Raw genomic sequence first — 26,760 nt, forward strand, 5'->3', positions numbered from 1 at the left:
CGCGCCGGGCAAGGGGTTATCGGATTATTGAGGACGCGCGGTCAGCTTGCGGCGGCGTGGGGAAGGTCACTCGTCGAGCAGGAGGTCCGAGGAGCCGAGGCGCTCTTCTCGCGCCGGGGCGGCGCTCACGCTTATGTAGTCGAAGACATATGCGATCTCGCTTACGGGAACCTCTACGCGATAGCGCGTCGAGATGCTCGAGAAGCTCTGCCTGAAGGACTCGATGAAATCGGCGCGTTCCTCCTCGAAGCGGTCCTGGCCAACGTAGGTCTCAATGGGGTTTCTGGTAACAAGGCGCTCGACGAGACAGCAGAGGTGAACGTAGAGCCCAATGATGGCGTTGCTGCCGATCTTCTCGCCTGTCCTGCGCTGAAGCTCGTGCACGGCGCTCTCGATCTCATGGAATAGCCGCTCCGGGTCGAGGATGGTGATGGAGCGGATGACGTTCTGCAGCGTCATGTTCGAGAGCAGCTTCTCGTGGAAAGAAGAGAGCTCGGAAGCGTCAAGCCACCTGCCGAACACGGCATCAACCTTAGAGGCGGACGCCGTCGACATGATGTCCTCGAGGGCGACGAAGGGGACGGAGGCGACCCCGGGGTCTCCCGTGCCGATGACGGCGCAGACGCGGTGCTCGGAGAAAACGGCGTCGTTCGACCCGTTCGCGACGAGCTGCTTGAAGGGCCTCGTGAGCAGGCGCGCGCCTATGGTGCGCGGGAGGCTCTGCGAGACGAGCTGGCGTATCCTCTCCGCGGCGTCGACCCCGGACTCGGAGCAGAAGACGATGGAGTCCTCACGGTTGACGCGCTCGATCACCTTGCAGTGCGTCACGCACGCGGCGGTCGCATCGCCAAGAACCTCGGCGATGGACTTGCCGCCGAGCAGCCCGACCCCGATCTCGAGCGCAAGACCGGTAGAGACGTTGTTCACCACGCCGATAGTGGAGTCGGTAACGTTCTCGAGGGCCTTATAGGCCTCCTCCAAGGAGCCCATGTCGACGAGGAACACGACCCCGGTGCAGTAGGAATGGCGGTCGACGAGGCGCTGGAGCGGACCGACGATGTCCTTCAGCTGCTGGTCGTAGGGCATGTCGACAGCCTCGTACACATGCATGCCGAGCATACGGTTCGCCGCGTCGGCGATGCTCGTCGCCGTTGAGTAGCCGTGGGACAAGATGACGCAGAGCGTCCGAAGGGCCTTCGCATCGCGAGACTCCGATGCGACGCACAGCGTCAGAAGCGTCTTCGTGAAGTGATCGAGCGAGATTCCCAGCGCCCCTTCCACGTCTGCGGCGACCTGATCGGAGACACTCGAGGCAAACGGCAATTCGGAGGTCACGGCACCGAGGAGATGGGAGATTTGCTCCGCACAGGCAGACTTTCGCTTAGCCAGGCCGATACCCGGCCACAACTGCAGGCAAATCTCCTGGGCCAGTAGAAAAGCGACCTTCCTCGAAAGCTCGATGCCATAAGAAGAGCCTGCGTCGGCAAGGACCGCGCCCACGACGCGCTCGAAGGCGCGCGACCTCGAGGAGGCGACGCCGTGGTCGAAGATCAAGTGATCCTCAACGCCGCGCACAGCGGAGACAGCTTGCGAGACAAGCTCGGAGACAGAGAGCTCCCCGGCGCAGAATCGCTCATCGAGGGAGCACAGGGCATCGAGCGCCTGCTCGACCGGCCCTGTGCTCTCGGCGGCATCCAGAGACGCGTCGATCAGAACGCCATCGTCGGGCTGTTGATCGATCTGCGCGGAGGAGAGGAGCCCGCTGGGAAGAAGATACGGGCGAACGACGACGTAGTCGCCCTCGCGATTGAGGAACGCTTTGGCGCAGCAGTTCGTCACGCAGGCGCGCAAGCCGGCGATGTTATCGGAAAAGTCCGCGTTCACGAGGCAACGGTATGCGCCGCGGCTGATCTTCACATCAGAACCGATTCGGCACCCCTCGCTGCGCAGGAAGCTCAAGATGAGATCCTCGCGCTCCTCGGGGGTCCGCTCCTTGAGTGAGGGGACGCGGGCACAGATGGGCATTTTGCTGTAGGCCGAGGAAACCTTCAGGTCATCGGCGGAAAGCGTCGTCGAAAGAACGAGGCGAGCGCGCGGCGCATCCTGGGAGGCATCGAGCCCGAGGGCCGTCGCAAGGCAGTGCTCCATCGCAGAGGGAGAGAGTGCCTCGATGCCGTTGACAAAGACCACACCCCCGCGCGCTTTCGCGATCGACTCGTCAAGAAGCCCGTTGAACGAGGCGGCGTCCGGGACCCCGGCGCAGTCGATGCGCACATAGGAGGAGTCGCGGGACAGCAAGCCCCGGTTCTTGCCGTACTCGTACACAAGGCGAGAAAGGAAAGACTTACCGACACCCACGCCGCCGCTCAAGAGGATGGGCAGGCCAAACGGAGGGTACTGAACCGCAGCCTTGCACTGCTCGACAACGGAGCTGAGGCTCATGTCGAAGCCCACGGCACGCGCGAAGTCGCGGTGATCGGCGATTCCCGTCGCCTGGATGAGGTCGGCGAGCGAGGCATACTCGCTTGCAGAGAGCTTTACCTGAAAACGCTTCTGGAACGCGCGGCGATGAAAATAACGGACAGGCCTGCCCGCCACCTTAACCACAAGACCGGCGCGAACAAGGTCGTTGAGGTACTGGCTCGCCAGGCTCCTGGAGATGATGAGCGTCTCGGCGATGTCGGAGGTGGACAGACGGGCAAGGTCGTCGAGCGAGACGGCAGAGGTAAGGGCCTCGAGATGCTCGAGAATCCTGTCCCTCATGTCGACGGGTTTCTTTGCCAAGCTGTCCTGTGTGGTCCTGTCCATGACTTCTTACCTCCTCGTACAAGGAGTATAAGGGGAGAACAGAGAACGGAAGGGGGCGCGTGGGGGAATCAACAGCTCCGAGGAAAAGTCCACCACTTGAGGGGCAGAAAACAACGGCCATTGAACATTCAGGGCCGACGCTCAACACTTCGGCTCGACACTTCGCTTTGGAAAGGGCCCGGCGCGCCGGGGTCCCAACATAAAGAAGGGCCCCGGCGCGCAGGGCCTAAAGCTTAACCATGCGCGCGGCGATGCGGGCGCAGTCGCAGGCGGCCTTCTTCTCGAAAGTGTTGTAGTCACGACCCGGCCCTCGGCGCAGGGCTTGTCGCTGATGGCGCGCACGACGACGAGGGGCACGCCGTTGAGATAAGCGGCCTGCGCGATGGTGCAGCCCTCCATCTCGCAGCACAGGTCGCCGAAGGTCGCGAGGATTCGCTCCTTCTGTTCCGCGGGCGAGACGAACTGGTCGCCGGAGACGACGCGGCCCTTGAGGACCTTAATGTCGGGGGCGACGGCGGCCGCGGCGGCGCACGCCGCCAGCAAGGGCCGGAACGGATCGCGCAAGATCAAGGCGTCGCCCGGGAGGTCGGGCGTTACCGTCAGCCGGCGCCGCGTCTGCCGCATCATGAGGGAGAACGGCCTGGCCGGCGCATACGGCAGGAAGAGGTTCAAGGTGCACCCCGGGGCGGTCAACGAGGCCGACGTGTCGAACGTCGTCGCGCGCGGCTTCGGCGGCAGGGCGCCGTGCACCCATATATGCAGCGACTTGGCCTGCGTGCGCGTCGGGGCGTCGTGGAACTACGTCTGCCTGCTCGTCGACCTCTGCAACGGGGAGATCGTCGGCCACTCCGAAGGACCGAGGAGGGACGCGCGAGCTCCGAGCCAAGCTCTTGGATTACGTGCACTGGTATAACAACTTCAGGATCCACTCGACGCTGGGCTACATGTCGCCGGTCGAGTTCAGGGAGGCGGGGCCGTCCCTCCCGGAATCGTCCAAATAAGTGTTGCCAATCCATAGCCAATCCAGCCATCATCTTCGCGAAGGCGGACGTCAGGAAAAGCTCGGCTTGAGCTCGGTCGGACGCGGTCTGTGGGGCATCATTCAGGCTCAGGGGGTCTCCTTGTCTTCTTCGGTCGCAACCTGAATGATAGGGACGGCCCCTTCTCTCTTTCCCCTTCGTTTTCGACGCGTCACCCTCTCGGCGGGCTTAAGGCCCGCGCTCGCGGGTGCAGGGGCTACGCCCAAACCCCAAAAACGTAACGCCGTGCTCGAAGCGTTTCCGGACGTCAGCGTAATCTCAAATCCCGTTCGTCAACTCATGGGCAAGCCACCTGAGACTACTCATTTCTCCTACTGGCAATGAAGACCTGCGACCTGCAGTTTTGCAAACTGCTTGAAAGTCACCTGCGTTGATTCACTTCCTATTGCAGCTGGCGGCTTGCACGCGAAAAGGCATTTAAGTTTCAAAACGGGCGTTTTCGGCGCTATCGAGCCTCCAAAGGCATCCCGCCGCGCCCTTTGGGACAAAAACAAAAACTCAAAGCCCTGAGTTCGAAAATAGTTTTTGGAGTTGTCCCGACTTTTGTCCCCGAAGCCGACGAAACGCGACAGGGTGTCACCTGGCGGCATTCGATTCGAGACGGCACCGAAAACTGGATGCAACCGGAATGACAGGACGGCAGAACCGAAGCCATCGAGTAGGGATAGAAAAAGGCCCGGGTGCCATGGCATCCGGGCCTTTACTAGCAACTTGATGTTGCGGGCAGCTTAGAACTTGTGGCCGCACTTCTTGCAGACGCGCAGCTTGTTCTTGCCGTCCTTCTCGTGACCGACGCGGGTAACCTTACCGCACTCGGGGCAAACGAGATTGACGTTGGAGGCGTCGATGGGAGCCTCCTGCGAAACGATGCCGCCCTGCTGGTTGGCAGCGTTGGGCTTGACGGCCTTCTTGACGACCGAAACGCCCTCGACAACGACCTTGTTCTCGGCGGGGAGAGCACGCAGGACAACGCCCTGCTTGCCGCGATCCTTACCAGAGAGAACCTGGACCTTATCGCCCTTCTTGATATACATATATCTCCCCTAACTACAGGGTCTCGGGAGCGAGCGAGACGATCTTCATGTACTTCTTGTCACGAAGCTCGCGAGCGACGGGCCCGAAGATACGGGTGCCGACGGGCGAACCATCGTTGTTGATGACAACGCAGGCGTTCTCATCAAAGCGAATGTAGGAGCCATCCTTGCGGCGGATCTCCTTAACGGTGCGAACGACGACGCAACGGACAACGTCCTTCTTCTTGACGTTGGCGCCAGGGGTAGCCTCCTGGACAGCACCGATGAACACATCGCCGATGCCTGCATAACGACGCTTGGAACCGCCAAGCACCTTGATGCAGCGAATCTTGCGAGCGCCGGAGTTGTCGGCGACGTTCAGCATGGTTTGCATCTGAATCATGGTAGATGTTCCTCCGAACTAAGAACCGAAGAGAGGTGCGCAGCCTTTATACGGCCCGTGGTATGCAAGCCAGGCATACGCACATCTTCGGAAACGTACAAGTCGTAAGAGCGACTGCTTATTTAGCGCGCTCGACGACCTCGATGAGGCGCCAACGCTTCATCTTGGACATAGGACGGGTCTCCATAACGCGGACGGTATCGCCCACGCCAGCCGTGCACTCCTCGTCGTGAGCGTGCAGCTTCTTGGAGCTGGTCATCATCTTGCCGTACTTGGGGTGACGCTTGCGCTCGGTGATGGTGACAACAATGGTCTTGGCACCGGAGACGGAGGTAACGACACCCGTACGGACCTTACGCGAGTTACGCGAATCAGTCATGTTCTCTCCTTAGGTCCTACTCGGCGACAGCGGACTTCTCCGCTGCGATCTCGCGGGCGCGCTGCTCCGTGAGGACGCGAGCGATGTCCTTCTTCACGGTGTTGACGCGAGCGGTGTTGTCCAGCTGGCTGGTGGCCATCTGGAAACGAAGGTTAAAGAGCTCGGCGCGCATTTCCTTCAGCTTCTCAACGAGCTGAGCGTCCGAGAGCTCACGAATCTCTGCGGGCTTCATTAGTTCTCCTCCTTGGCGGCGGCGGCGTCCTCAGCAGCCCACTTGGCCTCGAGAGCGGCCTCCTCAGCCATCTCCTTCTCGATGCGCTGCTCAGCGTTCTTGGCAGCAACAATCTTGGTCTTGATGGGAAGCTTGTGCTGTGCAAGACGCAGAGCCTCGCGAGCGACCTCCTCGGGCACGCCCTTGACCTCGAACATGATGCGGCCGGGCTTGACGACGGCCACCCACTCCTCGGGGTTACCCTTACCAGAACCCATGCGAGTCTCGGCAGGCTTCTTGGTGATGGGCTTATCGGGGAAGATCGTGATGTAGACACGACCGCCACGCTTCATGTAGCGGGTCATGGCAATACGAGCGGCCTCGATCTGACGGTTGGTGATCCAATGCGCCTCGAGAGCCTGGATACCAAACTCGCCGAAATGCAGCTCGGTATTACCCTTGGCCTGGCCCTTCATGGAGCCACGCTGCACCTTGCGGTGAAGAATACGCTTAGGGGCAAGCACTACTGACCCCTCCTCTCGGAGTTACGACGACGAGGACGGGAAGAGCCCTCGAGTGCAGGGTTGGGAACAGGCTGGCCCGGGAGCTTCTCGCCCAGGTAGATCCAGACCTTCACGCCGCAAGCACCCATGGTGGTGCTGGCGACAGCCGTGCCGTAGTCGATCTTGGCACGGAGGGTGTGCAGAGGCACGCGACCCTCGCGGTACCACTCACGACGACCCATCTCGGCGCCGCCGAGACGACCGGAGCACTGGATACGGATGCCCTTAGCGCCGGCCTTGCGGGCGGACTGAACAGCCTTGCGCATAGCGCGACGGAAGGCAACGCGGCCCTCAAGCTGCTCGGCGATAGACTGAGCAACGAGGTTGGCGTCGAGCTCGGGGCGCTTGATCTCGACAACGTCGACGGAGAGCTGGCCCTTGGAGACGCCAGCGACCTTCTCGAGCTCGGTGCGGAGGGTATCGATCTCGGCACCCTTCTTACCGATGACAACGCCGGGGCGAGCGGTGAGGATGATGACCTTCACCTTGTCGCCAGCGCGCTCGATCTCGACGCGGGAGACAGCTGCGCGGGAAAGACGCTTCTCGAGGTACTTGCGGATCTCGAGATCGTTACCGAGGGTCTTAGCGTAATCCTTCTCTGCGAACCAGCGGGAGCGCCAGTTCTCGGTGATGCCAAGACGGAAGCCGGTGGGGTAGACTTTCTGACCCATACAGCTTTACGCCTCCTTTCGAGGAGCAACGACGACGGTGATGTGGGAAGTACGCTTCAGAATGCGAGAAGCGGAACCCTTGGCGCGGGGACGGATGCGCTTAAGCGTCGGACCCTCGTCAACATAGGCAGCGGCGACAACCAGGTTGTCGGCACGCAGACCGTTGTTGTTCTCGGCGTTCGCAACGGCGGAACGGAGAACCTTCTCGACATCCACAGCGACGGCGCGGTCGCAGAAGTGGAGGATGTCGAAGGCCTGAGCGACAGGCTTGCGGCGGATCAGATCGACCACCAGGCGGGCCTTGCTGGGGGAAACACGCACGTACTTAGCGACGGCGCGAACCTCGGTGGCCTCAGTTTCAATAGACTTAGTTGCCATTTACGGTTAACCCCCTATTTGGCCTTGTGGCCACGGAACGTACGAGTCGGCGCGAACTCGCCGAGCTTGTGACCAACCATGGACTCGGTAACATACACGGGCACATGCTTGCGGCCGTCGTGGACGGCGATGGTGTGACCAACCATCTCGGGGAAGATGGTGGACGCGCGGGACCAGGTCTTCACGACGTCCTTCTTGCCAGCCTCGTTCATCGCGGTGATACGCGAGAGAAGGCGAGTCTCCACGAACGGGCCCTTTTTGAGACTTCTGCTCATAAGTGCTTTCTCCTAAAACTCGGTATCCGAAATTACTTCTTACGGCGACGAATGATGTGCTGGTTCGAGACCTTCTTCTTCTTGCGCGTACGAAGGCCCTTCGTCGGCTTACCCCAGGGGGTAACAGAGGGACGACCAGAGGTGTGGTTCTTGCCCTCGCCACCGCCGTGCGGGTGGTCGACAGGGTTCATGACGGTACCGCGGACGGTCGGGCGCACGTTCATGTGACGCTTACGGCCGGCCTTGCCGATGACGATGTTGGCGTGATCGGCGTTGCCGACCTCACCGACGGTGGCGCGGCAGGTAACGAGGATGCGGCGCATCTCGGAGGAAGGCATACGGACGATAGCGTACTTGCCCTCCTTACCCATCAGCTGGCAGGAGTTACCGGCGGAACGGGCGATAGCGGCGCCCTTGCCCGGCTGGAACTCGACGGCGTGGATGAGCGTACCGACGGGGATGTCGGCGAGGGGCAGGGCGTTGCCCGGCTTGATGTCGGCGTCAGAACCGGACATGATGGTCTGACCGACCTCGAGGCCCTTGGGGGCCAGGATGTAGCGCTTCTCACCGTCAGCGTAGTGCAGCAGAGCGATGCGAGCGGAACGGTTCGGATCGTACTCGATCGTGGCAACCTTGGCGGGCACGCCGTCCTTGTTGCGCTTGAAGTCGATCACGCGGTAACGACGCTTCACGCCGCCGCCCTGGTGGCGGGTGGTGATGCGGCCGTTGTTGTTACGACCGGCCTTCTTGGGCAGGGGCTCGAGAAGAGACTTCTCGGGCTTGGTGCAGGTGATCTCGGAGAAATCGGAGATCGTCTGCCAACGCCTACCAGCGGAGGTCGGCTTAAGGTGCTTTACAGCCATTACAATCCCTTTCAATAGGAATCCGTTAGCCATCGCAGACAGGGATTCGAGGTTCTGCCTCGGGTGCGATGACACCGGACGTATACACGGTTCCGGGCGTGTCCATTTTATACGCCCGAAACCTTGAGCTCTCGCCTCCCCTATTTGGGAGGCATGAGCTCACTCAACAGCAGCGAGTCTTAGGCCTGGTTGCCAAAGACCTCGATGGTGTCGCCCTCGGCCAGCGTGACGATGGCCTTCTTCCAAGAACGGGTCTTGCCGGCGACATAGCGCACGCGCTTGGTCTTGGGCTTGACCGTCAGGGTGTTCACGCGAACGACCTTGACGCCGAAGATCTCCTCGACAGCGTCCTTGATCTGATACTTGTTAGCATCCTTGGCGACCTCGAACGTGTACTTGTTCAGCTCCATGCCGGAGAAGGAACGCTCGGACACGATCGGACGGATGATGATCTCGTGGGCGGTCATTTATGCAAGCACCTCCCCGAAGTGAGCGGCGATGTCGGCGGGCATCAGCACAGCGTTGTTGTTGACGAGATCGTAGGTGTTGGCCTCGTCAGCGGTGATGATGAACGTCTTGGGAATGTTGCGGAACGACAGGTAGGCGTTGACGTCCTCATCGCGAACGATGATGGTCAGACGCTTGCCCTCAAGGCCAAGAGCCTTGAGCATGGCGACGGCAGCCTTGGTGGAAGGCTTCTCGAAGCCGTAGTCGTCGACGAGCACGAGCTCGCCATCGGCCAGCTTGGCGGACAGCGCGGAGCGCATAGCCAGCTTGACCTCCTTGTTGTTCATACGCTTAGCGTAGGAACGGGGCTTGGGGGCGAAGACAACGCCACCGTGACGCCACTGGGCAGCACGGATGGAACCCTGGCGGGCACGGCCGGTGCCCTTCTGACGCCAAGGCTTCTTGCCGCCACCGGAAACCTCAGAGCGGCCCTTAGCGGACTGGGTGCCCTGACGCCAAGAGGCCATCTGGCACTTGACGATGTGGTGCATAACGTGGATGTTCGGCTCGATGCCGTACACCTCAGCGGCGAGCTCGGCCTCGGCGACCTTCTTGCCCTCGCTGTTCTTTACTTCAAACTTTGCCATTTAAGTGTTCTCCTTGGTATGACGCTGGGCTAAATGGGCTGGGCCCTTAGGCCATACGGATGGCGACGAGACCATTCTTGGCACCCGGGACAGCGCCCTTGACCAAGATGAGGTTCTGCTCGGCATCGATGCGGACAACGGAAAGGTTCTTGACGGTAACGCGCTCGTTACCCATGTGACCGGCCATCTTGACGCCCTTGAGGACGCGCGCAGGATAGGCGCACTGACCGATAGAACCGGGGTGACGCTGGAAGTGAGAACCATGCGTCATAGGACCGCGGCGCTGACCCCAGCGCTTGATGCGACCCTGGAAGCCCTTACCCTTGGAGGTACCGATGACGTCGACCTTCTCGACATCAGCGAAATCAGCGACGGTGACGACCTCGCCGACCTTGTGCTCCTCGCCGTTCTCGACGCGGACCTCACGAAGGAAGCGGACAGGCTCGACGCCAGCCTTGGCGAAGTGACCAGCCATGGGCTTGTTCACGTTCTTGGCCTTGATGTCGCCGAAACCGATCTGGACGGCGTCATAGCCGTCGGTTGCCTGAGTTTTAACCTGCGAGACAGCGCAGGGGCCAGCCTGGATGACCGTGACGGGAACGACGTTATCGTCCTCGTCCCAAACCTGGGTCATGCCAATCTTGCGGCCGAGAATCATGCTGATCAAGATATGATCCCAACTCTCGCGTGGTCTTGGGACAATGCGTACACCACCGAGCGTACGCCCCTAGAGGACCACTACTTACACGACGTGCTCCCCAGCCTTGTATTTCGCCCGGACTACCTGACAACCCTATTAAGCAGGCATTTTGTCCAGCCAGAATACTCCCCTGGTTTCACACAGCTGTTTAGTATACACGGCTGCGGGCGTATCCATCGAGATTCATATTTCACTCACATTGTTTACGCAGGTAAAGTGCGTGGATGGCTCCCGAGCACGGCGGAGGGCCGGAGAAATATATTAAGGTCCCTGCTCTACAGTCCTGCGCAAGACGGAGAGCACATTAAGTGCTCTCCTTTGCGTGCGGAACTCGCGATGACCTTAATATATTTCTCCGGCCCTCCGCCGTGCTCGGGAGACGACACGTTGATGTCTGCTTAACTCTGCTCGCTCAGGCTAATGACTTTGTTGGGGGTCCACTATTTGCTGGAGGGTGAACTTGCATTGCATTGGCTCGCCCTCTACTTGTGGCTCCGCCTCATCAAAATCGAAAATCATAATGGCGCAGTTGGGGAGTTTTGTTGGGAGCTCGAAGCCCTCTGGGGCTGCAGCCTTGATGAATTGGCGGCTGGCGCTGCCGTGGCTTACTGCTAGAAGGGTTTCGATGCCCTCAGAGCCCATGAGATTGGTGAGGGTGCCTACCATGCGCTCTTGCAGCGCGCGGCTTCCTTCTCCTCCGAAGGGGACCAAGTCCTCGCCTGGATCCCAGACGTCGGTGGGTAGGGCGTCGTGGGGGCCTTCTTCGAAGGTGCCGTAGCTGCGCTCGATGATGCCTTCGCAGGGCTCGACTGCTGTGTCCGGGCCGAGGAGCTCGCATGCGACGAGCTGAGCCGTGTCCATGGCTCGGCCTAAGGGCGAAGAGACCACTTTGTCGGGGACGACGCCGTGGGCTTTGAGCCATGCGGCTGCCATTCCCGCTTGCTTGCGGCCCAGATCGGTCAACGGAGAATCGCAGCGGCCCTGGACGAGCTTTTTAACGTTGAATTCTGTCTGACCGTGGCGGAGTAGATATAGACGCTTCATGCTCTCCCCTTCTGTATAACTTGCTTTGCTGGCACAGCCCTACTCGTGGGTATGGCCTACGTAGTCTTCGTCGATCGCGATCTTGGCAATCGACCTGGGATATTCCGATTCGACCCGTTGTGCCAGTGCGTGCTTTAAGTCTTCGGCACTCATCTGTAGATCCGAGGGACGCACGCAGTCAAAGATCACGTTGGTGTGCGTGGGGCCCGGAACACAGCGTAGGTCGTGGATCGAGAGGCGGCTATCAATCTCTTGAGCCATAGCGTTGATGCGCAGACGCATGCTCGCCACCTTTGGATCGTCGGTCACGATGGGGTCGTAATGGAGCGTGACAATCATGCCGTCTTCGTTCCTAAATGCCTGTTCAATGTTGTCGAGCGTGTCGTGACTTTCCAGCGGGCTGGCCTCAGCCGCCATCTCGGCGTGGGCACTTGCGAACTTTCTGCCTGGGCCGTAGTCGTGAACCATCAAATCGTGAACGCCCAAAACGCCGGGGTAGCTCATGATTTTGTCTCGAATGTGCTTGACCAGCTTAGGATCGGGCGCCTGGCCCAAAAGCGGGCTCACCGTATCCTGGATGAGTTCAAAGCCGCTCCAGCCAATATAGGCGCCAACGGCAAGGCCGACCCATGCATCTAGATTGATATGCGTCACCTGCGAAACAATCGCGCACGCCAACACGGCGCCCGTGGCTAGAACATCGTTCTTGGAATCCTGCGCGGTCGCATGCAGCGTCTCGGACTCAATGCGATCGCCGAGTTTTTGGTTGAGGGCCGCCATCCAAAGCTTTACGACCATCGAAAGCGCAAGGACTGCCACCAGGGCAAGCGAGAACTCGACAGGTTCGGGGTGGATGACGCGCTCAACCGAGGACTTGATAAGCTCAAGGCCGATCAGCAGCACGAGCGCCGCCACGACCAGACCCGAGAGATACTCGTAGCGGCCATGGCCGTAAGGATGCTCGGGGTCTGCCGGCTTGCCCGCCAGCTTAAAGCCAAGCACGCTCACGATGTTCGAGCTGGCATCAGACAGGTTGTTCATAGCGTCCGCCACGATTGAAACCGATCCCGACAGCACGCCAATTGCACCCTTCGCAGCGCATAGTGCCACATTGGCGAGAATACACACCATGCCCGTCAACGTTCCCACGCGTGCACGGTCGCCCTGCGCACGACGAACAATCCACTCGACCATCTGCATCCGCCCCCACGGTACTACCTATATATCTATTGCTCAAACGGATTGTAGTGTAGCTACTTTGTCCCCCAGATACAAAAAGGCCGCAACCCACACGGGCCACGGCCTTGGAATGCGACATGCGGGACCGTCCCTTTGTCGCACAGGTTTATGCGTTTGCCTCGGCCACGCTCTTCGAGGTTTCGGGCAAATCGGCTCCGTCCCCCGTCACCTGCTCCTTCGCCGGCACCACGCCAAAGCAGTAGCTCAGCGCCGCAGACACCGCAAATGCCGTGCCACCGGCAGCGCAGCACCACAGCAGGTTCGAAATGCCGCCCGTGGCAAAGCCAATGACCATAAGGACATTCGTCATGCCGATGGTATAGGCCGTAACGTGGCCCACGGCCGCAACAAGGCCTCCGACGGCGCCGCCAATGGCCATGCATGTCAGACACCTGCCATATTTAAAGCCGCAGCCGTACAGCGCCGGCTCGCTTACGCCGCCAAGCACGCCCGAGATCGAATAGCCCAGCATGAGCGCCTTCTCGTCCTTATCCGCAACGCGGAGCGACGCGCCAAAGGGCATACCCCAAACGGCGAACGTTGCCATCGTCGCGGCGATCAGGATGCACGAATCCGTTCCCACACTCATAAACTGCGCATAGGCGAGCGATAGGACAACGTTGCTGACACCCGCGATCTTAAGAAACTCCCAGCCCGCGGCAAGCCCCATGAGCGTGAGCAGCGACACGATGCCACCGGAATTGCCAAGCATAAACATAAGCTGTCCCAACAGCATGCCCAGATAGCTGCCTGCCGGCGCCGTAACACACAGCGACACCGGAACCATGACAAGCATGGTTGCAAACGGTACAAAAGAAAACGCCACAGCCTGAGGGATAGTGCGCTTAAAGAAACGCTCCACCTGCCATAGCACGGGCACCGAGATGAGAACCGGAATAACAGTCGTCGTGTAATCGTTGACCGGCGCGGGAAGTAGACCATACACGAAAGTCATCGATGCCCCCGTCGTCGATGCGGCATCAACGAGCTTAAGCAGATCGGGCACAATCAATACGCCGCCCAGCATCATGCCCAGCTGCTCCGAGCAACCGAGCTGGCGGGCAGCGGCCCAACCAAGATAGATGGGCAAAAAGTAATAGCCAGCGTTATACAGCCAGCTGTAAAACAGGCGATAGATTTCGGAATCGGCAGGCCATAGACCAAGCATGCCTTCGCCCATAATGACGGCAACGGTGCGGAACAGCGCCGCGCAGACAATAAACGGCAACGCCGACATCATGCTTTTGGACAGATAGTCCACCACGGCCATGGCGTTTGATGAAACCGTCGTTGTAAACGAGGTGTTAGAAACTTGTGACATGGAACGCCTTTCCCAATGTGACATGCGGACTGTCCCTTTGTCACATCGTGCGGTACTGACCGATTGCGCGGTACTTTTCGTAGCGGAGGTTTGTGAGGGTCGCGTCGTCGAGCTGCCCAAGCGTATCGAAGGCATCAAATGCCGAGGACATGACGACACCGGCGATCTCCTCATGCGACAGGCCCCTATCGTCAACAATGCCGTCGATGATGCCGAGCGCCAACAGATCGGGGGCCGTGAGCTTAAGCGCCTCAGCGGCCTCATTCGCGCGCTCGGTATCCTTCCACAGGATCGACGCACAGGCCTCGGGGCTCACGACCGAATAGGCCGAGCTTGAGAGCATCAGGATGCGGTCGGCCACGGACAGCGCCAGCGCGCCACCAGAGCCGCCCTCGCCTGTCACCACCGAGACAATCGGCGTCTTAAGGCCGCTCATCTCCATGAGATTCTGGGCAATCGCCTCGCCCTGGCCGCGCTCCTCGGCACCGATGCCGCAAAACGCGCCCGAAGTATCAACCAGGCACAGAACCGGCCGACCAAATTTCTCGGCTTGGTGCATCAGGCGACGTGCCTTGCGGTAGCCCTCGGGATGTGCCATACCAAAGTTGCGACGCATGCGCTCTTTGGTCGTGGTACCGCGCTCGATGGCGATAACCGTCACGGGTCGCCCGTCTTTCCAGCCGATGCCGCCCACCACGGCAGCATCGTCGCCAAAGTAGCGGTCGCCGTGCAGCTCTACGAATCCGTCGAGACCCAACGAGATCATCTCGCCTGCCGTGGCGCGGTTCGCCGAGCGAGTCTGTTTGACGATTTCGAGCGCGCTTTTTGGTGCGGCCGAGCGCTTAAACAAGTGTCCCAGCTTTTTGTCGCGACGACCCGTATGCACGATCTCATGCGGAGCCCCCAGACCAGGCGCGTGCCCTTCGTGCAGCGCCAGCAGCTCGCCTACCGTGAGCGCAATCTCACCACGCGGAACAACGGCATCGCAAAAGCCGTGCTCCAGCAAAAACTCGGAACGCTGGAATCCCTTGGGCAGACGCTTGTGCATGTTCTGCTCGATCACGCGCGGGCCGGCAAATGCCGTCAGGGCATCGGGCTCGGCCAGGATAATGTCGCCCTCCATGGCAAAGCTCGCGGTTACACCTCCGGTCGTGGGATCGGTGAGCACCGTGATATACAGGCCGCCCGCCTCGCTGTGGCGCCTAACCGCCGCAGAAATCTTGGCCATCTGCATGAGCGAGGTCACGCCCTCCTGCATGCGGGCGCCGCCCGATACGGTAAAGCCAACGACCGGCAGCCCCAACTCGGCCGCGCGCTCAAAGACATGACAGATCTTCTCGCCCACCACGGAGCCCATTGAGCCCATCATAAAGTTGGCATCCATAAAGAAGAGCGCGGTATCGCAGCCGCAGATTTTGCCCCTGCCGCACACAACGGCATCGCGCTCGCCCGAACGCTCGCTCACGCTCTTAAGCTTGTTGGCATAACCGGGAAACGAGAGGAAGTCCTTCGACGCCAGATTGGCATCCCATTCCTCAAAGGTACCCGCGTCGACCGTCATGCGCATGCGCGCGCGACCGCTCACGCGAAAGTGTTTGCCGCAACGAGGGCAGACCTCGAGGTTGTCGTGCAGGCGCGCCTCATCGATCACACGGCGGCACTCCGGGCATTTGACAAACACGTGGCGCGCGGGGAACTCGGCGCACGACTCGGTTATCGGCCCCTCAAGGACATTGACCGTCTTCGCTTTTCTATTCATCAGCATAGAGATGCCCCATCAGATCGGTGTGATACATGCCCGACAAAAACTCGTCGTTTGCCAGCACGTCGAGCTGAAGCTCGCTATTTTCGCTCACGCCCTCAATCACGAGCTCGCCCAGGGCCGAGCGCATCTTGCGAATGGCACCGTCACGCGTGGGCGCGCACACGATGAGCTTGCCGAGCATGGAGTCGTAGTACGGCGGAACTTTCGCTCCGGTAAACATGGCGGAATCCCAGCGCACGCGCGGACCACCCGGCACACGCAACGCGGTGACCGTTCCACATGACGGTAGAAAGTCCGGCGTTTCGGCATTGATGCGGCACTCCATGGCGTGGTTGCGGACCGGTACGTCCTCCTGCTCAAAGGGCAGAGGCTGGCCGGCAGCCACGCGCAGCTGCCACTTAACCAGGTCGGTATCGGTCACAAACTCCGTAACCGGATGCTCCACCTGCAAGCGCGTGTTCATTTCCATAAAGTAGAAATTGCCGTCATCTGAGTACAAAAACTCGATGGTGCCAGCGCCCTCATAGCCAACGGCACGAGCCAGGTCGCGCGCGGCCTTGTGCATACGGGCACGAATATCATCGCGTCCGTCGAGGCACGGCGCGGGGCTCTCCTCGATCAGCTTTTGGTTGCGGCGCTGCACCGAGCACTCGCGCTCGCCGAGCGAAAACACATGGCCCTGCTTATCGGCCATAATCTGTACCTCAACGTGATGCGCCGGCGCAACGAACTTCTCCATGTAGCACTCGCCGTCGCCAAAAACGGCCTCACCCTCGGCACGCGCCTCGATGAACGCCTTTGCCGCATCTTCCACGCGCTCGACCTTGCGAATACCGCGACCGCCGCCGCCCGCGCGCGCCTTAATAAGCACGGGGCAGCCGATGCGCTCGGCCTCGGCCGTTGCTTCCTCGGGGCTTTTGAGCAAATCGCAGCCCGGCACGATGGGCACGCCCGCAGCAGCGGCCGTTCGGCGTGCGGCGTCCTTGTCGCCCATGCTGTCGATCACCTCGGCCGAAGGACCGACAAACGCCAGACCGAACTTGTCGCAGTCGCGCACGAAGCTCGCCTTCTCGGAAAAGAAGCCATAGCCGGGATGAATTGCCTTAGCTCCCGACTTTACGGCACAGGTGAGCACGGCATCGTCGTTGAGGTAGCTCTCGGCAAGACGCGGGCCGCCGATGCAATACGCCTCGTCGGCAAGTTGCACGTGTAGCGCGTCCGCATCGGCCGTGGAATAAACGGCGACGGTCTTGATGCCCATATCGCGGCACGCGCGGATAACACGGACCGCGACTTCGCCGCGGTTGGCGATGAGCACTTTGTCGAACATGGAGCCTTCCTTAACTTTCGTGCATGAGTGCAAAAGACATATCGGCGCGGCAGCAAACCTCACCGTTGACGCTCGCAGTACCCGTCGCAAAGCGGAACGGCCCGCGCGCACGCGTGATGGAGCACACTAGATCCACCGTGTCGCCCGGGCGCACCGGACGCTTAAAGCGCACCTTGTCCAGACTCGTGTAGAACGGCGTCGCGCCGCGCGCCTCCTCATCGCCCATCAGCAGCACGCAGCAGTTCTGGGCGAGCATCTCGCACTGAATCACGCCGGGAACGACCGGGTTTCCCGGAAAATGTCCCTGCAAAAAGTACTCGTCGCCTGTAATCGTGATCTTGCCGTGGGCCTCGTCGCCCACCAGCTCGGCTTCGTCGAGCAAAAGCATCGGCTCGCGATGCGGCAACAGCTTCTTGAGCTCTTCTTTGTTCATGGATATCACCTATCCGATCCTCATGAGGCAGCTGCCAAACTCCACGAGGTCGCCGTCGGCCACGCAGATCTCGAGCACCTCACCGTCTGCCTCGGCCGTCACCTCGTTGAGAACCTTCATGGCCTCGATGATGCAGAGGGTCTCGCCGGCCTTGACCTTGGAGCCCACGTGCACAAACGGCTCGTCGCCCGGCGCCGGGGCAGCGTAGAAAACGCCGACCATGGGAGCGGTCACCTCGGTGCCCTTGGGCTCCGATGCGGCGGCAGGTGTCTGCGCGGCGGGTTCCGGTGCGGCGGCAGGCATGGCGACGGGAGCCACCGCCGGGGCAGTCACGGCGCCCGGCATAGGCATGGGCACGGCAACCGGCTGCGCGGCGCTCGCGCGCTCGAGTTCGACCGCGGTGCCATCGGGCTCCTCAACGCGCACGCGCGTGAGGCCACGGTCCTCCATAACATCGGCTATCTCGGCAAGTCTTTTGGAATCCATGCTCTAGCTCCTCGTATATCTACGCAGCGCGATGGCGGCGTTGTGCCCGCCAAAGCCCAGGTTGGTCGAAAGCGCCCAGGTAAGGTCGGCACGAACCGCGCGATTGGGCGTGTAGTCAAGATCACAGGCGGGATCGGGCGTGTGGTAGTTAATGGTCGGCGGCACCACGCCCTGCTCGAGCGCCATGGCACAGGCCATGACCTCGATGGCACCCGTGGCACCAATCATGTGGCCGGTCATCGACTTGGTCGACGAGACATGTGCGGCGCGCGCCGCGTCCTCGCCGAGCGCTCGCTTGATGCCCGCCGTCTCGGACGAATCGTTGAGCTTGGTCGAGGTGCCGTGAGCGTTGATGTAGAGGCCCTCGGAAGGCTTGACATCGCCCTCGGCCACCGCCAGCGATATCGCGCGGGCAATGCCGGCAGCCTCGGGATCGGGGCTCGTGATGTGATAGGCATCATCGGTGTTGCCGTAGCCCACGACCTCGGCGTAAATGTGCGCACCGCGGGCCTGCGCATGCTCCATACCCTCGAGCACGAGCACGCAGGCGCCCTCGCCCATCACAAAGCCGTCGCGGTCTGCATCGAACGGGCGGCAAGCCGTCGCGGGATCGGGGTTGGTGGTCAATGCGCGACAGGACGTAAAGCCGGCAACGGCATCGGGGATGATGGCCGCCTCGGCGCCGCCGGCCAGGATTGCATCGGCATAGCCGTGCTTGATGGCGCGGAACGCCTCGCCCACCGCATGGGCCGAGGTTGCGCACGCGGTCACCACGGGCAGGGTCGGGCCCTTTGCCTTGTGGCGGATTGCGATATTGCCCGATGCCATGTTGGGGATCATCATCGCAATCATATAGGGTGATGCGCGGCGAGGCCCACGATCGGCAATCGTATGGACGTTATCGACGAGCGTCGTCATGCCGCCCACACCCGAGCCCACGTAGACGCCCAGGCGCTCGCGATCGATGGCACCTTCGACATCAAAGCCCGCATCGTGCATTGCCTCGTCCGAAGCCGCCATCGCAAACTGAACGCAAGGGTCCAGATGCTTGGCGTCACGCTTGCCAAAGTACTCGTTGCCGTCAAAGCCCTTGACCTCGGCCGCCACCTTGACGGCAAACGCGCCGGTATCGAAGTGCGTGATCGGGCCGATGCCACAGGTCCCGGCGCACATGGCCGCCCAGGTGGCAAGCGCGGTGTTGCCGAGCGGCGATACGGCACCTATGCCGGTGATTGCAACTCTCTGTTCCATCATGGTCTCCTCATCCAAGCCGTTCTTCGGCCCTGGTTTCTACATCGCCATTCCGCCGTCAACGCGTATGACCTCGCCCGTAATGTAGGCAGCCGCATCGCTCGCCAAAAAGCACACCACGCCGGCCACTTCCTCGGGGCGCGCCATGCGCTTTAGGGGAATCTGCTCCTCGGTTGCCGCGCGAACCTTCTCCGAGAGCTTTGCCGTCATATCCGTCTCGACAAACCCGGGGGCGACCGCGTTCACTCGTACGCCGCGGGGCGCAAGCTCGCGCGCCACCGCCTTGGTCAGGCCGATCACGCCCGCCTTGGAGGCAGCGTAGTTGGCTTGCCCGGCATTGCCCACCAGGCCCACGACCGAGCTCATGTTGACGACGCAACCGCCGCGCTGGCGCATAAAAGTCTTGGTGAGTGCGCGCGTCATATTGAACGTGCCCTTGAGATTGACATCGAGCACGCGGTCGAAGGCGTCATCGCCCATGCGCATGAGCAGGCCGTCGCGCGTGATGCCGGCGTTGTTGACAAGCGCCCAAATGAAGCCAAAGTCGTTGAGGACCGTCTCCACGCAAGCGTTGACGGCATCGGGGTCGGCCACGTCACATTGATATGCGCGCGCCGTGGCGCCAGCCGCCTCACAGGCTTCGCATGTCTCGCGCGCCGCATCGACGCTGCCGGCATAGACGACGGCGATATCGTAGCCATCCTCCGCCAGGCCAACCGCACAAGCGCGGCCGATACCACGCGAGCCGCCCGTGACCAGCGCCACGCGACGTGAGTCGTTGCGCTCGAGCGCGCCGTTGTTCAAGTTGCCCATGTCATTCCTTTCGGGTTACAGCTCTGTGGACTATGCGAGCTCGTCGGCAATAGCTGCGACCTGCTCGGCCGTTTCGCACGAATACACGCGAACGTCGCTCAACGTACGCTTGACCAAGCCGGACAACGTTTTGCCAGGGCCGACCTCAATAAACGTGTCGATGCCCTGATTCTGCAGAGTATGCAGCGTGTCGACCCAGCGCACGGCATGACTCACCTGGTTGGCCAGCATCTCCGCTGCCGCCTGCGGGTCGGCCGGATAGGGCGCCGCTGTCATATTTGCCATAACAGGAATCAGCAGCGGGGACGGCGCGTGACCGGCCTCGATATATGCAGCAAGGCCACAGGTCGCCTCGGCCATATAGGGGCTATGGAATGCACCCGACACCGCGACCTTCATGGCGCGACCGCCAGCCTCTTTCACTAGAACGTCGAGCTCCTGCAGCGCCTCGGGCGCTCCGGCCACAACCGTCTGCTGGGGGCTGTTGTAGTTGACCGGCCAGCAGTCCTCGCCGGCCTGTTTTGCCAAGCCCTCGACCTGCGCCGCATCGAGTTTGATGACGGCGCGCATGCCGCCGGGGTGACGCTCGGCCGCCGTGGCCATCAATGCCGCACGCTCACATACGAGCTCAAAACCCGCTCGCGTATCGAACGCCCCCGCAAAGGTGAGCGCGGCGACCTCGCCAAGCGAAAAACCCGCACAGGCGGTAGGTACCACGCCGCGCTCACGCAGGGCGGCAGCCGCTGCCAGATCGTGAACGAACACGCACGGCTGCGTGTTCTCGGTCTGCGAGAGTTCCTCCTTGGAGGCGCTTCGGCACTGCTCACTGGTCCCCGGGCGCACCTCGTCGGCAATGGCGAACACCTCGGCGGCCGCCGGCGATGCCTCGATCAGGTCGACGCCCATCGCGGGGTGCTGGGCGCCCTGGCCGGCAAACAGAAACGCTACGCCACCCATGCGCACGCACCCTTCAGGACGTGCTCGGCGCCATCGACCAGGTCGTCAACGATTTCACGTGCGCTTTGGCGCTCGTTGACCATGCCGGCAATCTGTCCACACAAAAACGAGCCCTCTTCGTAATTGCCGTCCTTGGCGGCCTTGCGAAGGGCGCCCGTGCCCATGGCCCCGAGCTCCTCGACGCTTACGCCCGCCGCCTCGCTCTTGGCGTAGGCGTTGGTGAAGGGGCTCTTGAGGGCACGCACCGGGTGTCCCGTCGAGCGGCCGGTCGCACGCGTCGAGGTGTCGTTGGCCTTCAGGACCATCTCCTTGTACTGCTCCGATACGGTGCACTCATCTGCGATCAGAAAGCGCGTACCCACCTGCACGCCGGCGGCGCCCAGCATAAAGGCGGCCGCCACGCCGCGGCCATCGGCGATACCGCCAGCCGCAACCACGGGAATATCGACCGCATCGACAACCTGCGGCACCAGTGCCATCGTCGAGGTCTCGCCAATATGGCCGCCTGATTCGGTACCCTCGGCAACCACGGCAGTGGCTCCACGACGCGCCACGAGGCGCGCCAGCGCCACCGAGGCAACGACCGGGATGACCTTGATGCCCGCCTCGTTCCACGCCTTCATGTACTTGGTGGGATTGCCGGCACCCGTCACGACGACCGGTACCCGCTCGTCAATCACGACCCGCGCGACCTCGTCGGCAAACGGGCTCATGAGCATGACGTTGACGCCAAAGGGCTTATCCGTCCTGGCGCGCAGCTCATGAATCTGGTCGCGCAGCCAGTTGGCGTCGGCGTTCATGGCCGCGATAATCCCTAAGCCGCCCGCCTCGGACACTGCGGACGCCAGCGAGGCGTCGGCGATCCAGGCCATACCGCCCTGGAACACGGGCTTTTCGATGCCGAGCAGATCGCAGAGAGGAGTCTTGAGCATCTCTACTTCTCCAATGCCGCCTCGACCGTATCGGCGAACTCGCCGACCGTCTTGGGGTTCTCCTCGGTATCGAGCTGGATGCCAAACTCGTCCTCAACGGCGACGAGGATCTCGACGGTGCCCAGACTGTCGAGACCAATCTCCTCGAGCGTGGACTCGGGCTTCATCTCGACATCGTCAAGACCGGCGGTCTCGCGGATAACATCGCAAACGCGCTCGAAGGTCTTCTGATCTGCCATGGTAGTTCTCCTTTGTTTGTGCCCTAGGGGCGTTTTTATTTCCTATGTGCGACTACTTCCAACGAAGTAGATAGCCACCTATATCCAGACCGGCGCCAAATCCAACGAGGGTGATGGTGTCGCCCGTGTGAAGTGCACCGGCGTTTGCCAGCCGGTCGAGGGCAAGCGGAATGCATGCGCTCGAAATGTTGCCGGTCTCGCGCAGCGTTCGAACCACGCGCTTGTCTGGCACACCGAGGCGCTTGACCGCCTGACTCAGGATTCGTTCGTTAGCCTGATGGAATACAAAATGGTCGATGTCCTCGACCGAAATGCCCGCATCGCTCGCAAGCTTATGGACCGTGTCGCAAATCGCGTTGACGCCGAACTTGAACACGCGGCGGCCATTCATGGACAGCACGCTCTCGCTATCTGCGGAGGCCTTAAACGGCGAGGTGCCGACCAGACCGGGAACGCACAACGTCTCGACGTCGGGCGCCGTCGAAAGCTCAACGGCAAGGGGGCTGTCTCCCCCAGCCTCAATCACCGCGGCGCCTGCCCCATCGCCAAAGAGCACACAGGTGGCGCGGTCGGTCCAGTCGAGCGCGCGCGTCATCTGCTCGGCGGCAACGACAAGCACATGCTTGGCTCGTCCTCGGGCGATATAGCCCTCGGCAACATCGAGCGCAAATACGAAGCCGGCGCAGGCAGCCGAGACATCGAAGGCAGGGCACGTCGCGCCCAGTCGCTCAGCAACGGCACACGCCTCGGCGGGAACAAGGTGGTCACCCGTCGTCGTCGAGCAGACGATCAGATCCAACTGGCTCGCGTCGATTCCGGACACCTGAAGTGCCCGCTCGCTCGCCGCTACGGCAAGGTCGTCAAGTGACTCGGTGGTGCAGACGTGGCGACTCTTAATACCTGTGCGGGTAAAAATCCACTCATCCGAGGTATCGAGGAACTCGGACAGCTCGTCATTGGAAACACTGCGCTTAGGAAGCGCCGAGCCTGTTCCAAGAATCGTGAAACCCATCACTAACCTCCTTTGAGTTGTTGACGTGTTTACATCGACCAAGAGAGGATAGCGCATTTCAGTCGTTGTTAACGTGTTAACATTAAATTGTCCAAATGCGACAAAGGCTTCACATTGTGTCTCTCTCGACACCATTGCGTTATTCACTTATTCATTAAGGAGGTAGCAGCCGTTATGGATGCCAAATTAACGATAGTCGACGTAACCGGATCGACCAACGATGACCTGCTCGAAGCAGGAAAACAGGGAGCGCCGCACGGCACAGGACTTGCCGCCCGGGCTCAGACAGCAGGACGCGGCCGGCGCGGCCACAAGTGGGATTCAACCGCCGGCAACCTATTGCTTTCGATTGTCCTGCGTCCATGCGTTAATCCTGCGAAGTACTCTGGTCTTGCTGCCGTCAGCGGCCTAGCGGTGCTCGAGGCGCTCGAAAAACAGGGTCTTGCAAACGAGATTGGCCTCAAATGGCCCAACGACCTGGTCGCGCGTGGACGCAAACTCGGCGGCATTCTGGTCGAGGCCGCACGCGATAACGAAGGCAAACCTTTCGCCGTCTGTGGCATTGGTGTCAATGTGAACTATGCGCCCCAAGAGGTGCCCGATGGCGGCCTGCCGGCAATCGGTCTCTCGGACCTTAACGAGAACGTTCCAGCTGTCGACATGCTCCTCGATGAGGTCTATCACGCAGTTATAGACGCTATAGATGCCTGGGCAGAACGCCTCAACGCCATGGAAGAAAACACCGGACCGCTCGCGCCCGTCCACGGCGAATATGTCGCTCACCTCAATTGGATTGGAAAGCACGTTATCGCCCGCTCCCCTGCCGGTGACGAGCTGGCGCGAGGCATCTTTAAAACGGTCGATGGCTTTGGTCGTGCGTGCATCGAAACAGAAGACGGCTTGCGATCCTTCCATTTTGAGGAAGCGTCATTGCGCCCCTTGAGTGAGTAGGTCGCCACAGCCAGCCGCTCGGCAGCCTTACCCGGCGATCCAAACCCATCATGCAAAACAAAAGGGCCCCGCTACCGTAACGGCAGCGGGGCCCTTTAAGCTATGAGCGATATCGCTTAGAGCTTGATGTCGATGTCGACGCCAGCGGGGAGGTCGAGACGCATAAGCGAATCAACGGTGCCCGAGGTGGGGTCGAGGATGTCGATGAGGCGCTTGTGGGTGCGCATCTCGAACTGCTCACGGGAGTCCTTGTTCACGTGCGGCGAGCGGATAACCGTGTACAGGTTGCGCTCGGTGGGCAGGGGGACAGGACCGGAAACGCGAGCGCCGGTCTTCTGAGCGGTCTCGACGATGAGCTTCGCGGACTGATCGACGACCTCGTGATCATAGCCCTTGAGGCGAATGCGGATCTTCTGGGTAGCCAACTTAAACCTCCAAAGAGTGCGAGAGATGTTCTCGCAGGATTACGTAACAGGGAGCTCGAACTTAGGCGTTCTTGCTCATGACCTCGTCCACGATGGACTTGGGCGCGGGCTCATAAGAGTCGAACTGCATCGTGTAGGATGCACGGCCCTGGGTCTGGGAGCGAAGGTCGGTAGCGTAACCGAACATCTCGCCCAGCGGCACCTTGGCACGGATGAGCTTGCTGTTCTTGCGATCCTCCATGCCCTCGATCTTGCCGCGGCGACCGGAGAGGTTGCCCATAACGTCGCCCATGTACTGCTCGGGGGTCTCGACCTCGACAGCCATGATCGGCTCGAGCAGCTGCGGATCGGACTTCTTGAGGGCGTCCTTGATAGCCATGGAACCGGCGATCTTGAAGGCGGCCTCGGAGGAGTCGACCTCGTGGTAAGAACCGTCGAACAGGGTGACCTTAACGTCGAGGACCGGGAAGCCGGCGATAACACCGGTGTTCAGGGCCTCCTGGATGCCCTTGTCGATGGACGGGATGTACTCCTTGGGCACGACGCCGCCGACGATAGCGTTGACGAACTCGTAGCCGAAGCCCTCCTCCATCTTCTCGAGCTTGATGACGGCGTGGCCGTACTGACCGCGACCGCCGGACTGACGGACGAACTTGCCCTCAGCCTTCTCGACGTCGTGACCAGCGGTCTCGCGGTAGGCAACCTGGGGCTTACCGACGTTAGCGTCAACCTTGAACTCGCGGAGCAGACGGTCGACGATGATCTCGAGGTGCAGCTCGCCCATGCCGGCGATGATGGTCTGGCCGGTCTCGTGGTTGGTGGACACCTGGAAGGTCGGGTCCTCCTCGGCGAGCTTGGTCAGAGCCAGGGACATCTTGTCCTGCTCGGCCTTGGTCTTGGGCTCGATGGCAACGTCAATAACGGGCTTAGCGAACTCGATCTTCTCGAGGACGATCTCCTTGCCCTCGGCGCACAGGGTGTCACCGGTGGTGGAGTTCTTGAAGCCGACGCAAGCGACGATGTCGCCGGCGGCAGCGTCGTCACGGTCGATACGCTCGGCGGCGTTCATCTCGAGGATGCGGCCGAGGCGCTCGCGCTGACCGTTGGAAGCGTTGACAACGTAGGAGCCGGACTCGGCGCGGCCGGAGTAAACGCGGACGTAGGTGAGCTTACCGACGAACGGGTCGGTCATGATCTTGAAGACCAGGCCGGAGAAGGGCTCGTCGAAGGAAGGATGACGCTGAATCTCCTCGCCGGTGTCCGGATCGGTACCGGTGACGGCCTCGACGTCAAGCGGGCTGGGCAGGTAGTCGACGACAGCGTCGAGCAGCTCCTGAACGCCCTTGTTCTTGTAGGCGGAACCCACGAAGACGAGGTTGAGCTCGTTGGCCAGAACGCCCTTGCGCAGAGCAGCCTTGAGCTCCTCGACGGTGAAGTCCTCCTCCATGAGGATCTTCTCCATGAGCTCGTCGTCAAAGCTGGCAGCAGCGTCGAGGAGCTCCTCGCGCTTGGTGGCAGCGATGTCGGCAAACTCAGCCGGGATCTCGTCCATCGGCTCGGGGTAGGTCATGCCCTTCTCGTCGGCCTTGAAGTCCCATGCAGTCATGGTGACCAGGTCGATGACGCCCCAGAAGTTGTCCTCGGCGCCCATCGGGACCTGAGCGGCCACGGCGTTAGCGTCGAGACGATCCTTCATGGTCTCGATAGCGTTGAAGAAGTCAGCGCCCACGCGGTCATACTTGTTGATGAAGGCGATGCGGGGGACGTTGAAGGTGGAAGCCTGACGCCAAACGGTCTCAGACTGAGGCTGAACGCCGGCAACGGCGTCGAAGACGGCGACAGCACCATCGAGGACGCGCAGGCAGCGCTCGACCTCGGCGGTGAAGTCAACGTGGCCCGGGGTGTCGATGATCTGGATGCGGTAGTCCTTACCGTCCTTGTTCCAGAAGCACGTGGTAGCAGCGGAGGTAATGGTTACGCCGCGCTCCTGCTCCTGAACCATCCAGTCCATGGTGGCAGCGCCCTCATGGACCTCACCGATCTTGTGGGTCTTACCGGTGTAGTAAAGAATACGCTCGGTCGTGGTGGTCTTACCAGCATCGATGTGGGCCATGATGCCGATGTTACGGGTATCGGAAAGCTTGTACTTAGGCTTAGCCATGTT

31 protein-coding genes and 1 pseudogene are annotated in these 26,760 nt (G+C 61.2%); 3 read left to right on the forward strand and 29 right to left on the reverse strand.

Features of this window, described 5'->3' with window-relative positions; all coding sequences use genetic code 11:
• Positions 1-66: 66 nt before the first annotated feature.
• Positions 67-2,808, reverse strand: a complete 2,742-nt coding sequence (locus ACGHIZ_RS08990; RefSeq protein ID WP_390447596.1) for a PRD domain-containing protein — start codon at positions 2,806-2,808, stop codon at positions 67-69.
• Between the two features lie 141 nt (positions 2,809-2,949).
• Complete coding sequence (locus tag ACGHIZ_RS08995) at positions 2,950-3,378, reverse strand: hypothetical protein (protein ID WP_199576981.1); 429 nt, start codon at positions 3,376-3,378, stop codon at positions 2,950-2,952.
• Between ACGHIZ_RS08995 and ACGHIZ_RS09000 the strand changes: the two genes are divergently transcribed.
• Together ACGHIZ_RS09000 and ACGHIZ_RS09005 are read left to right on the forward strand one after the other, a co-directional pair.
• A complete protein-coding gene (locus ACGHIZ_RS09000) occupies positions 3,308-3,721 on the forward strand; it encodes an IS3 family transposase (RefSeq protein ID WP_390447599.1) in 414 nt (137 codons plus the stop codon). The genes ACGHIZ_RS08995 and ACGHIZ_RS09000 overlap by 71 nt on opposite strands.
• Entirely contained in the window at positions 3,708-3,809 is a 102-nt protein-coding gene (locus ACGHIZ_RS09005; RefSeq protein WP_231501554.1) for an IS3 family transposase, read from the forward strand. Before ACGHIZ_RS09000 ends, ACGHIZ_RS09005 begins: the two co-directional genes overlap by 14 nt.
• A 767-nt stretch (positions 3,810-4,576) precedes the next feature.
• On the opposite strand, the gene rplX is transcribed toward ACGHIZ_RS09005, so the two are convergent.
• The 25 genes and pseudogenes from rplX to ACGHIZ_RS09130 all read right to left on the reverse strand — a co-directional run bounded on the left by rplX (position 4,577) and on the right by ACGHIZ_RS09130 (position 23,220).
• Entirely contained in the window at positions 4,577-4,882 is a 306-nt protein-coding gene (gene rplX, locus ACGHIZ_RS09010) for a 50S ribosomal protein L24 (protein ID WP_006235043.1), read from the reverse strand.
• Positions 4,883-4,895: 13 nt separating this feature from the next.
• The gene (gene rplN, locus ACGHIZ_RS09015) at positions 4,896-5,264 is read right to left on the reverse strand and encodes a 50S ribosomal protein L14 (protein WP_006235041.1); all 369 of its coding nucleotides are present in this window, start codon (positions 5,262-5,264) and stop codon (positions 4,896-4,898) included.
• 118 nt (positions 5,265-5,382) lie between these two features.
• A complete protein-coding gene (gene rpsQ, locus ACGHIZ_RS09020) occupies positions 5,383-5,643 on the reverse strand; it encodes a 30S ribosomal protein S17 (RefSeq protein WP_006235040.1) in 261 nt (86 codons plus the stop codon).
• Positions 5,644-5,659: 16 nt separating this feature from the next.
• Positions 5,660-5,875 carry a 50S ribosomal protein L29 gene (rpmC, locus tag ACGHIZ_RS09025; RefSeq protein WP_006235039.1) on the reverse strand — a complete coding sequence of 72 codons (216 nt, stop codon included), beginning with the start codon at positions 5,873-5,875 and terminating at the stop codon, positions 5,660-5,662.
• 107 nt (positions 5,876-5,982) lie between these two features.
• Positions 5,983-6,378, reverse strand: a pseudogene (gene rplP, locus ACGHIZ_RS09030) (50S ribosomal protein L16); the annotation flags it as partial.
• Complete coding sequence (rpsC, locus tag ACGHIZ_RS09035; RefSeq protein WP_006235037.1) at positions 6,378-7,088, reverse strand: 30S ribosomal protein S3; 711 nt, start codon at positions 7,086-7,088, stop codon at positions 6,378-6,380. The gene rpsC and the pseudogene rplP, both read right to left, overlap by 1 nt.
• A gap of 6 nt (positions 7,089-7,094) precedes the next feature.
• A complete protein-coding gene (gene rplV, locus ACGHIZ_RS09040; RefSeq protein WP_006235036.1) occupies positions 7,095-7,466 on the reverse strand; it encodes a 50S ribosomal protein L22 in 372 nt (123 codons plus the stop codon).
• 14 nt (positions 7,467-7,480) lie between these two features.
• Positions 7,481-7,741: a 30S ribosomal protein S19 gene (rpsS, locus tag ACGHIZ_RS09045; RefSeq protein WP_006235035.1), complete on the reverse strand. Its 261-nt coding sequence runs from the start codon at positions 7,739-7,741 to the stop codon at positions 7,481-7,483.
• 32 nt (positions 7,742-7,773) lie between these two features.
• Positions 7,774-8,604 (reverse strand): 50S ribosomal protein L2, encoded by an 831-nt coding sequence (rplB, locus tag ACGHIZ_RS09050; RefSeq protein WP_055250219.1) that lies wholly within the window; start codon positions 8,602-8,604, stop codon positions 7,774-7,776.
• A 179-nt stretch (positions 8,605-8,783) separates the two neighbouring features.
• On the reverse strand, positions 8,784-9,071 hold the full coding sequence (gene rplW, locus ACGHIZ_RS09055; RefSeq protein WP_022094197.1) for a 50S ribosomal protein L23: 288 nt from the start codon (positions 9,069-9,071) through the stop codon (positions 8,784-8,786).
• Positions 9,072-9,698 (reverse strand): 50S ribosomal protein L4, encoded by a 627-nt coding sequence (rplD, locus tag ACGHIZ_RS09060; protein WP_006235032.1) that lies wholly within the window; start codon positions 9,696-9,698, stop codon positions 9,072-9,074.
• Positions 9,699-9,744: 46 nt separating this feature from the next.
• Positions 9,745-10,365 (reverse strand): 50S ribosomal protein L3, encoded by a 621-nt coding sequence (gene rplC / locus ACGHIZ_RS09065; protein WP_035137484.1) that lies wholly within the window; start codon positions 10,363-10,365, stop codon positions 9,745-9,747.
• Between the two features lie 450 nt (positions 10,366-10,815).
• Complete coding sequence (locus ACGHIZ_RS09070; protein ID WP_390447603.1) at positions 10,816-11,442, reverse strand: histidine phosphatase family protein; 627 nt, start codon at positions 11,440-11,442, stop codon at positions 10,816-10,818.
• A 39-nt stretch (positions 11,443-11,481) separates the two neighbouring features.
• Positions 11,482-12,636: a cation diffusion facilitator family transporter gene (locus ACGHIZ_RS09075; RefSeq protein ID WP_271742450.1), complete on the reverse strand. Its 1,155-nt coding sequence runs from the start codon at positions 12,634-12,636 to the stop codon at positions 11,482-11,484.
• Positions 12,637-12,787: 151 nt separating this feature from the next.
• Positions 12,788-14,002: a hypothetical protein gene (locus ACGHIZ_RS09080; protein WP_271742449.1), complete on the reverse strand. Its 1,215-nt coding sequence runs from the start codon at positions 14,000-14,002 to the stop codon at positions 12,788-12,790.
• A gap of 40 nt (positions 14,003-14,042) precedes the next feature.
• The gene (gene accD / locus ACGHIZ_RS09085; RefSeq protein WP_231500735.1) at positions 14,043-15,761 is read right to left on the reverse strand and encodes an acetyl-CoA carboxylase, carboxyltransferase subunit beta; all 1,719 of its coding nucleotides are present in this window, start codon (positions 15,759-15,761) and stop codon (positions 14,043-14,045) included.
• The gene (locus ACGHIZ_RS09090) at positions 15,754-17,097 is read right to left on the reverse strand and encodes an acetyl/propionyl/methylcrotonyl-CoA carboxylase subunit alpha (RefSeq protein ID WP_117647602.1); all 1,344 of its coding nucleotides are present in this window, start codon (positions 17,095-17,097) and stop codon (positions 15,754-15,756) included. The genes accD and ACGHIZ_RS09090 overlap by 8 nt, the downstream gene beginning before the upstream one ends.
• A 10-nt stretch (positions 17,098-17,107) precedes the next feature.
• Positions 17,108-17,530, reverse strand: coding sequence for a 3-hydroxyacyl-ACP dehydratase FabZ (fabZ, locus tag ACGHIZ_RS09095; RefSeq protein ID WP_099432064.1), 423 nt, complete (start codon positions 17,528-17,530; stop codon positions 17,108-17,110).
• A gap of 9 nt (positions 17,531-17,539) precedes the next feature.
• Positions 17,540-18,016, reverse strand: coding sequence for an acetyl-CoA carboxylase biotin carboxyl carrier protein (accB, locus tag ACGHIZ_RS09100; RefSeq protein ID WP_390447608.1), 477 nt, complete (start codon positions 18,014-18,016; stop codon positions 17,540-17,542).
• A 3-nt stretch (positions 18,017-18,019) separates the two neighbouring features.
• On the reverse strand, positions 18,020-19,267 hold the full coding sequence (gene fabF, locus ACGHIZ_RS09105) for a beta-ketoacyl-ACP synthase II (protein WP_390447610.1): 1,248 nt from the start codon (positions 19,265-19,267) through the stop codon (positions 18,020-18,022).
• Positions 19,268-19,306: 39 nt separating this feature from the next.
• Positions 19,307-20,080, reverse strand: coding sequence for a 3-oxoacyl-[acyl-carrier-protein] reductase (gene fabG, locus ACGHIZ_RS09110; RefSeq protein WP_390447613.1), 774 nt, complete (start codon positions 20,078-20,080; stop codon positions 19,307-19,309).
• Positions 20,081-20,110: 30 nt separating this feature from the next.
• Positions 20,111-21,037: an ACP S-malonyltransferase gene (locus ACGHIZ_RS09115; protein WP_390447615.1), complete on the reverse strand. Its 927-nt coding sequence runs from the start codon at positions 21,035-21,037 to the stop codon at positions 20,111-20,113.
• Positions 21,025-21,969: an enoyl-[acyl-carrier-protein] reductase FabK gene (gene fabK / locus ACGHIZ_RS09120; RefSeq protein ID WP_117563768.1), complete on the reverse strand. Its 945-nt coding sequence runs from the start codon at positions 21,967-21,969 to the stop codon at positions 21,025-21,027. Before fabK ends, ACGHIZ_RS09115 begins: the two co-directional genes overlap by 13 nt.
• Before the next feature lie 2 nt (positions 21,970-21,971).
• Positions 21,972-22,208: an acyl carrier protein gene (locus ACGHIZ_RS09125; RefSeq protein ID WP_006235019.1), complete on the reverse strand. Its 237-nt coding sequence runs from the start codon at positions 22,206-22,208 to the stop codon at positions 21,972-21,974.
• Between the two features lie 52 nt (positions 22,209-22,260).
• Positions 22,261-23,220 carry a beta-ketoacyl-ACP synthase III gene (locus ACGHIZ_RS09130; RefSeq protein ID WP_117563769.1) on the reverse strand — a complete coding sequence of 320 codons (960 nt, stop codon included), beginning with the start codon at positions 23,218-23,220 and terminating at the stop codon, positions 22,261-22,263.
• A 174-nt stretch (positions 23,221-23,394) separates the two neighbouring features.
• Here ACGHIZ_RS09130 and ACGHIZ_RS09135 point away from each other — a divergent pair, with 174 nt between their 5' ends.
• On the forward strand, positions 23,395-24,171 hold the full coding sequence (locus tag ACGHIZ_RS09135; RefSeq protein ID WP_117635351.1) for a biotin--[acetyl-CoA-carboxylase] ligase: 777 nt from the start codon (positions 23,395-23,397) through the stop codon (positions 24,169-24,171).
• A gap of 116 nt (positions 24,172-24,287) precedes the next feature.
• On the opposite strand, the gene rpsJ is transcribed toward ACGHIZ_RS09135, so the two are convergent.
• Both rpsJ and fusA read right to left on the reverse strand, forming a co-directional pair.
• Positions 24,288-24,596: a 30S ribosomal protein S10 gene (gene rpsJ / locus ACGHIZ_RS09140; RefSeq protein ID WP_022094184.1), complete on the reverse strand. Its 309-nt coding sequence runs from the start codon at positions 24,594-24,596 to the stop codon at positions 24,288-24,290.
• Positions 24,597-24,657: 61 nt separating this feature from the next.
• Positions 24,658-26,757 carry an elongation factor G gene (gene fusA / locus ACGHIZ_RS09145; RefSeq protein WP_022094183.1) on the reverse strand — a complete coding sequence of 700 codons (2,100 nt, stop codon included), beginning with the start codon at positions 26,755-26,757 and terminating at the stop codon, positions 24,658-24,660.
• Between the last annotated feature and the right edge of the window lie 3 nt (positions 26,758-26,760).

It is taken from the genome of Collinsella sp. i05-0019-G5 (assembly GCF_042851345.1).
Taxonomy (GTDB): Bacteria; Actinomycetota; Coriobacteriia; order Coriobacteriales; family Coriobacteriaceae; genus Collinsella.

Excerpts from the sequence above, each read along its gene's own strand:
- rplW (WP_022094197.1), bottom strand. The coding sequence starts at position 9,071 with ATGACCGCCCACGAGATCATCATCCGTCCGATCGTGTCCGAGCGTTCC.
- fusA (WP_022094183.1), bottom strand. The coding sequence starts at position 26,757 with ATGGCTAAGCCTAAGTACAAGCTTTCCGATACCCGTAACATCGGCATC.
- fabK (WP_117563768.1), bottom strand. The coding sequence starts at position 21,969 with ATGCTCAAGACTCCTCTCTGCGATCTGCTCGGCATCGAAAAGCCCGTG.
- ACGHIZ_RS09115 (WP_390447615.1), bottom strand. The coding sequence starts at position 21,037 with ATGGGTGGCGTAGCGTTTCTGTTTGCCGGCCAGGGCGCCCAGCACCCC.
- ACGHIZ_RS09135 (WP_117635351.1), top strand. The coding sequence starts at position 23,395 with ATGGATGCCAAATTAACGATAGTCGACGTAACCGGATCGACCAACGAT.
- ACGHIZ_RS09130 (WP_117563769.1), bottom strand. The coding sequence starts at position 23,220 with ATGGGTTTCACGATTCTTGGAACAGGCTCGGCGCTTCCTAAGCGCAGT.
- rplB (WP_055250219.1), bottom strand. The coding sequence starts at position 8,604 with ATGGCTGTAAAGCACCTTAAGCCGACCTCCGCTGGTAGGCGTTGGCAG.
- rpsC (WP_006235037.1), bottom strand. The coding sequence starts at position 7,088 with ATGGGTCAGAAAGTCTACCCCACCGGCTTCCGTCTTGGCATCACCGAG.
- fabF (WP_390447610.1), bottom strand. The coding sequence starts at position 19,267 with ATGGAACAGAGAGTTGCAATCACCGGCATAGGTGCCGTATCGCCGCTC.
- rpsQ (WP_006235040.1), bottom strand. The coding sequence starts at position 5,643 with ATGACTGATTCGCGTAACTCGCGTAAGGTCCGTACGGGTGTCGTTACC.
- fabZ (WP_099432064.1), bottom strand. The coding sequence starts at position 17,530 with ATGAACAAAGAAGAGCTCAAGAAGCTGTTGCCGCATCGCGAGCCGATG.
- rplX (WP_006235043.1), bottom strand. The coding sequence starts at position 4,882 with ATGTATATCAAGAAGGGCGATAAGGTCCAGGTTCTCTCTGGTAAGGAT.
- ACGHIZ_RS08990 (WP_390447596.1), bottom strand. The coding sequence starts at position 2,808 with ATGGACAGGACCACACAGGACAGCTTGGCAAAGAAACCCGTCGACATG.
- rpmC (WP_006235039.1), bottom strand. The coding sequence starts at position 5,875 with ATGAAGCCCGCAGAGATTCGTGAGCTCTCGGACGCTCAGCTCGTTGAG.
- ACGHIZ_RS09075 (WP_271742450.1), bottom strand. The coding sequence starts at position 12,636 with ATGGTCGAGTGGATTGTTCGTCGTGCGCAGGGCGACCGTGCACGCGTG.
- ACGHIZ_RS09125 (WP_006235019.1), bottom strand. The coding sequence starts at position 22,208 with ATGGCAGATCAGAAGACCTTCGAGCGCGTTTGCGATGTTATCCGCGAG.
- ACGHIZ_RS09070 (WP_390447603.1), bottom strand. The coding sequence starts at position 11,442 with ATGAAGCGTCTATATCTACTCCGCCACGGTCAGACAGAATTCAACGTT.
- rplV (WP_006235036.1), bottom strand. The coding sequence starts at position 7,466 with ATGGCAACTAAGTCTATTGAAACTGAGGCCACCGAGGTTCGCGCCGTC.
- ACGHIZ_RS09090 (WP_117647602.1), bottom strand. The coding sequence starts at position 17,097 with ATGTTCGACAAAGTGCTCATCGCCAACCGCGGCGAAGTCGCGGTCCGT.
- accB (WP_390447608.1), bottom strand. The coding sequence starts at position 18,016 with ATGGATTCCAAAAGACTTGCCGAGATAGCCGATGTTATGGAGGACCGT.
- rplN (WP_006235041.1), bottom strand. The coding sequence starts at position 5,264 with ATGATTCAGATGCAAACCATGCTGAACGTCGCCGACAACTCCGGCGCT.
- ACGHIZ_RS09000 (WP_390447599.1), top strand. The coding sequence starts at position 3,308 with ATGTCGGGGGCGACGGCGGCCGCGGCGGCGCACGCCGCCAGCAAGGGC.
- fabG (WP_390447613.1), bottom strand. The coding sequence starts at position 20,080 with ATGGGCAACTTGAACAACGGCGCGCTCGAGCGCAACGACTCACGTCGC.
- ACGHIZ_RS09080 (WP_271742449.1), bottom strand. The coding sequence starts at position 14,002 with ATGTCACAAGTTTCTAACACCTCGTTTACAACGACGGTTTCATCAAAC.
- accD (WP_231500735.1), bottom strand. The coding sequence starts at position 15,761 with ATGAATAGAAAAGCGAAGACGGTCAATGTCCTTGAGGGGCCGATAACC.
- rplD (WP_006235032.1), bottom strand. The coding sequence starts at position 9,698 with ATGGCAAAGTTTGAAGTAAAGAACAGCGAGGGCAAGAAGGTCGCCGAG.
- rpsS (WP_006235035.1), bottom strand. The coding sequence starts at position 7,741 with ATGAGCAGAAGTCTCAAAAAGGGCCCGTTCGTGGAGACTCGCCTTCTC.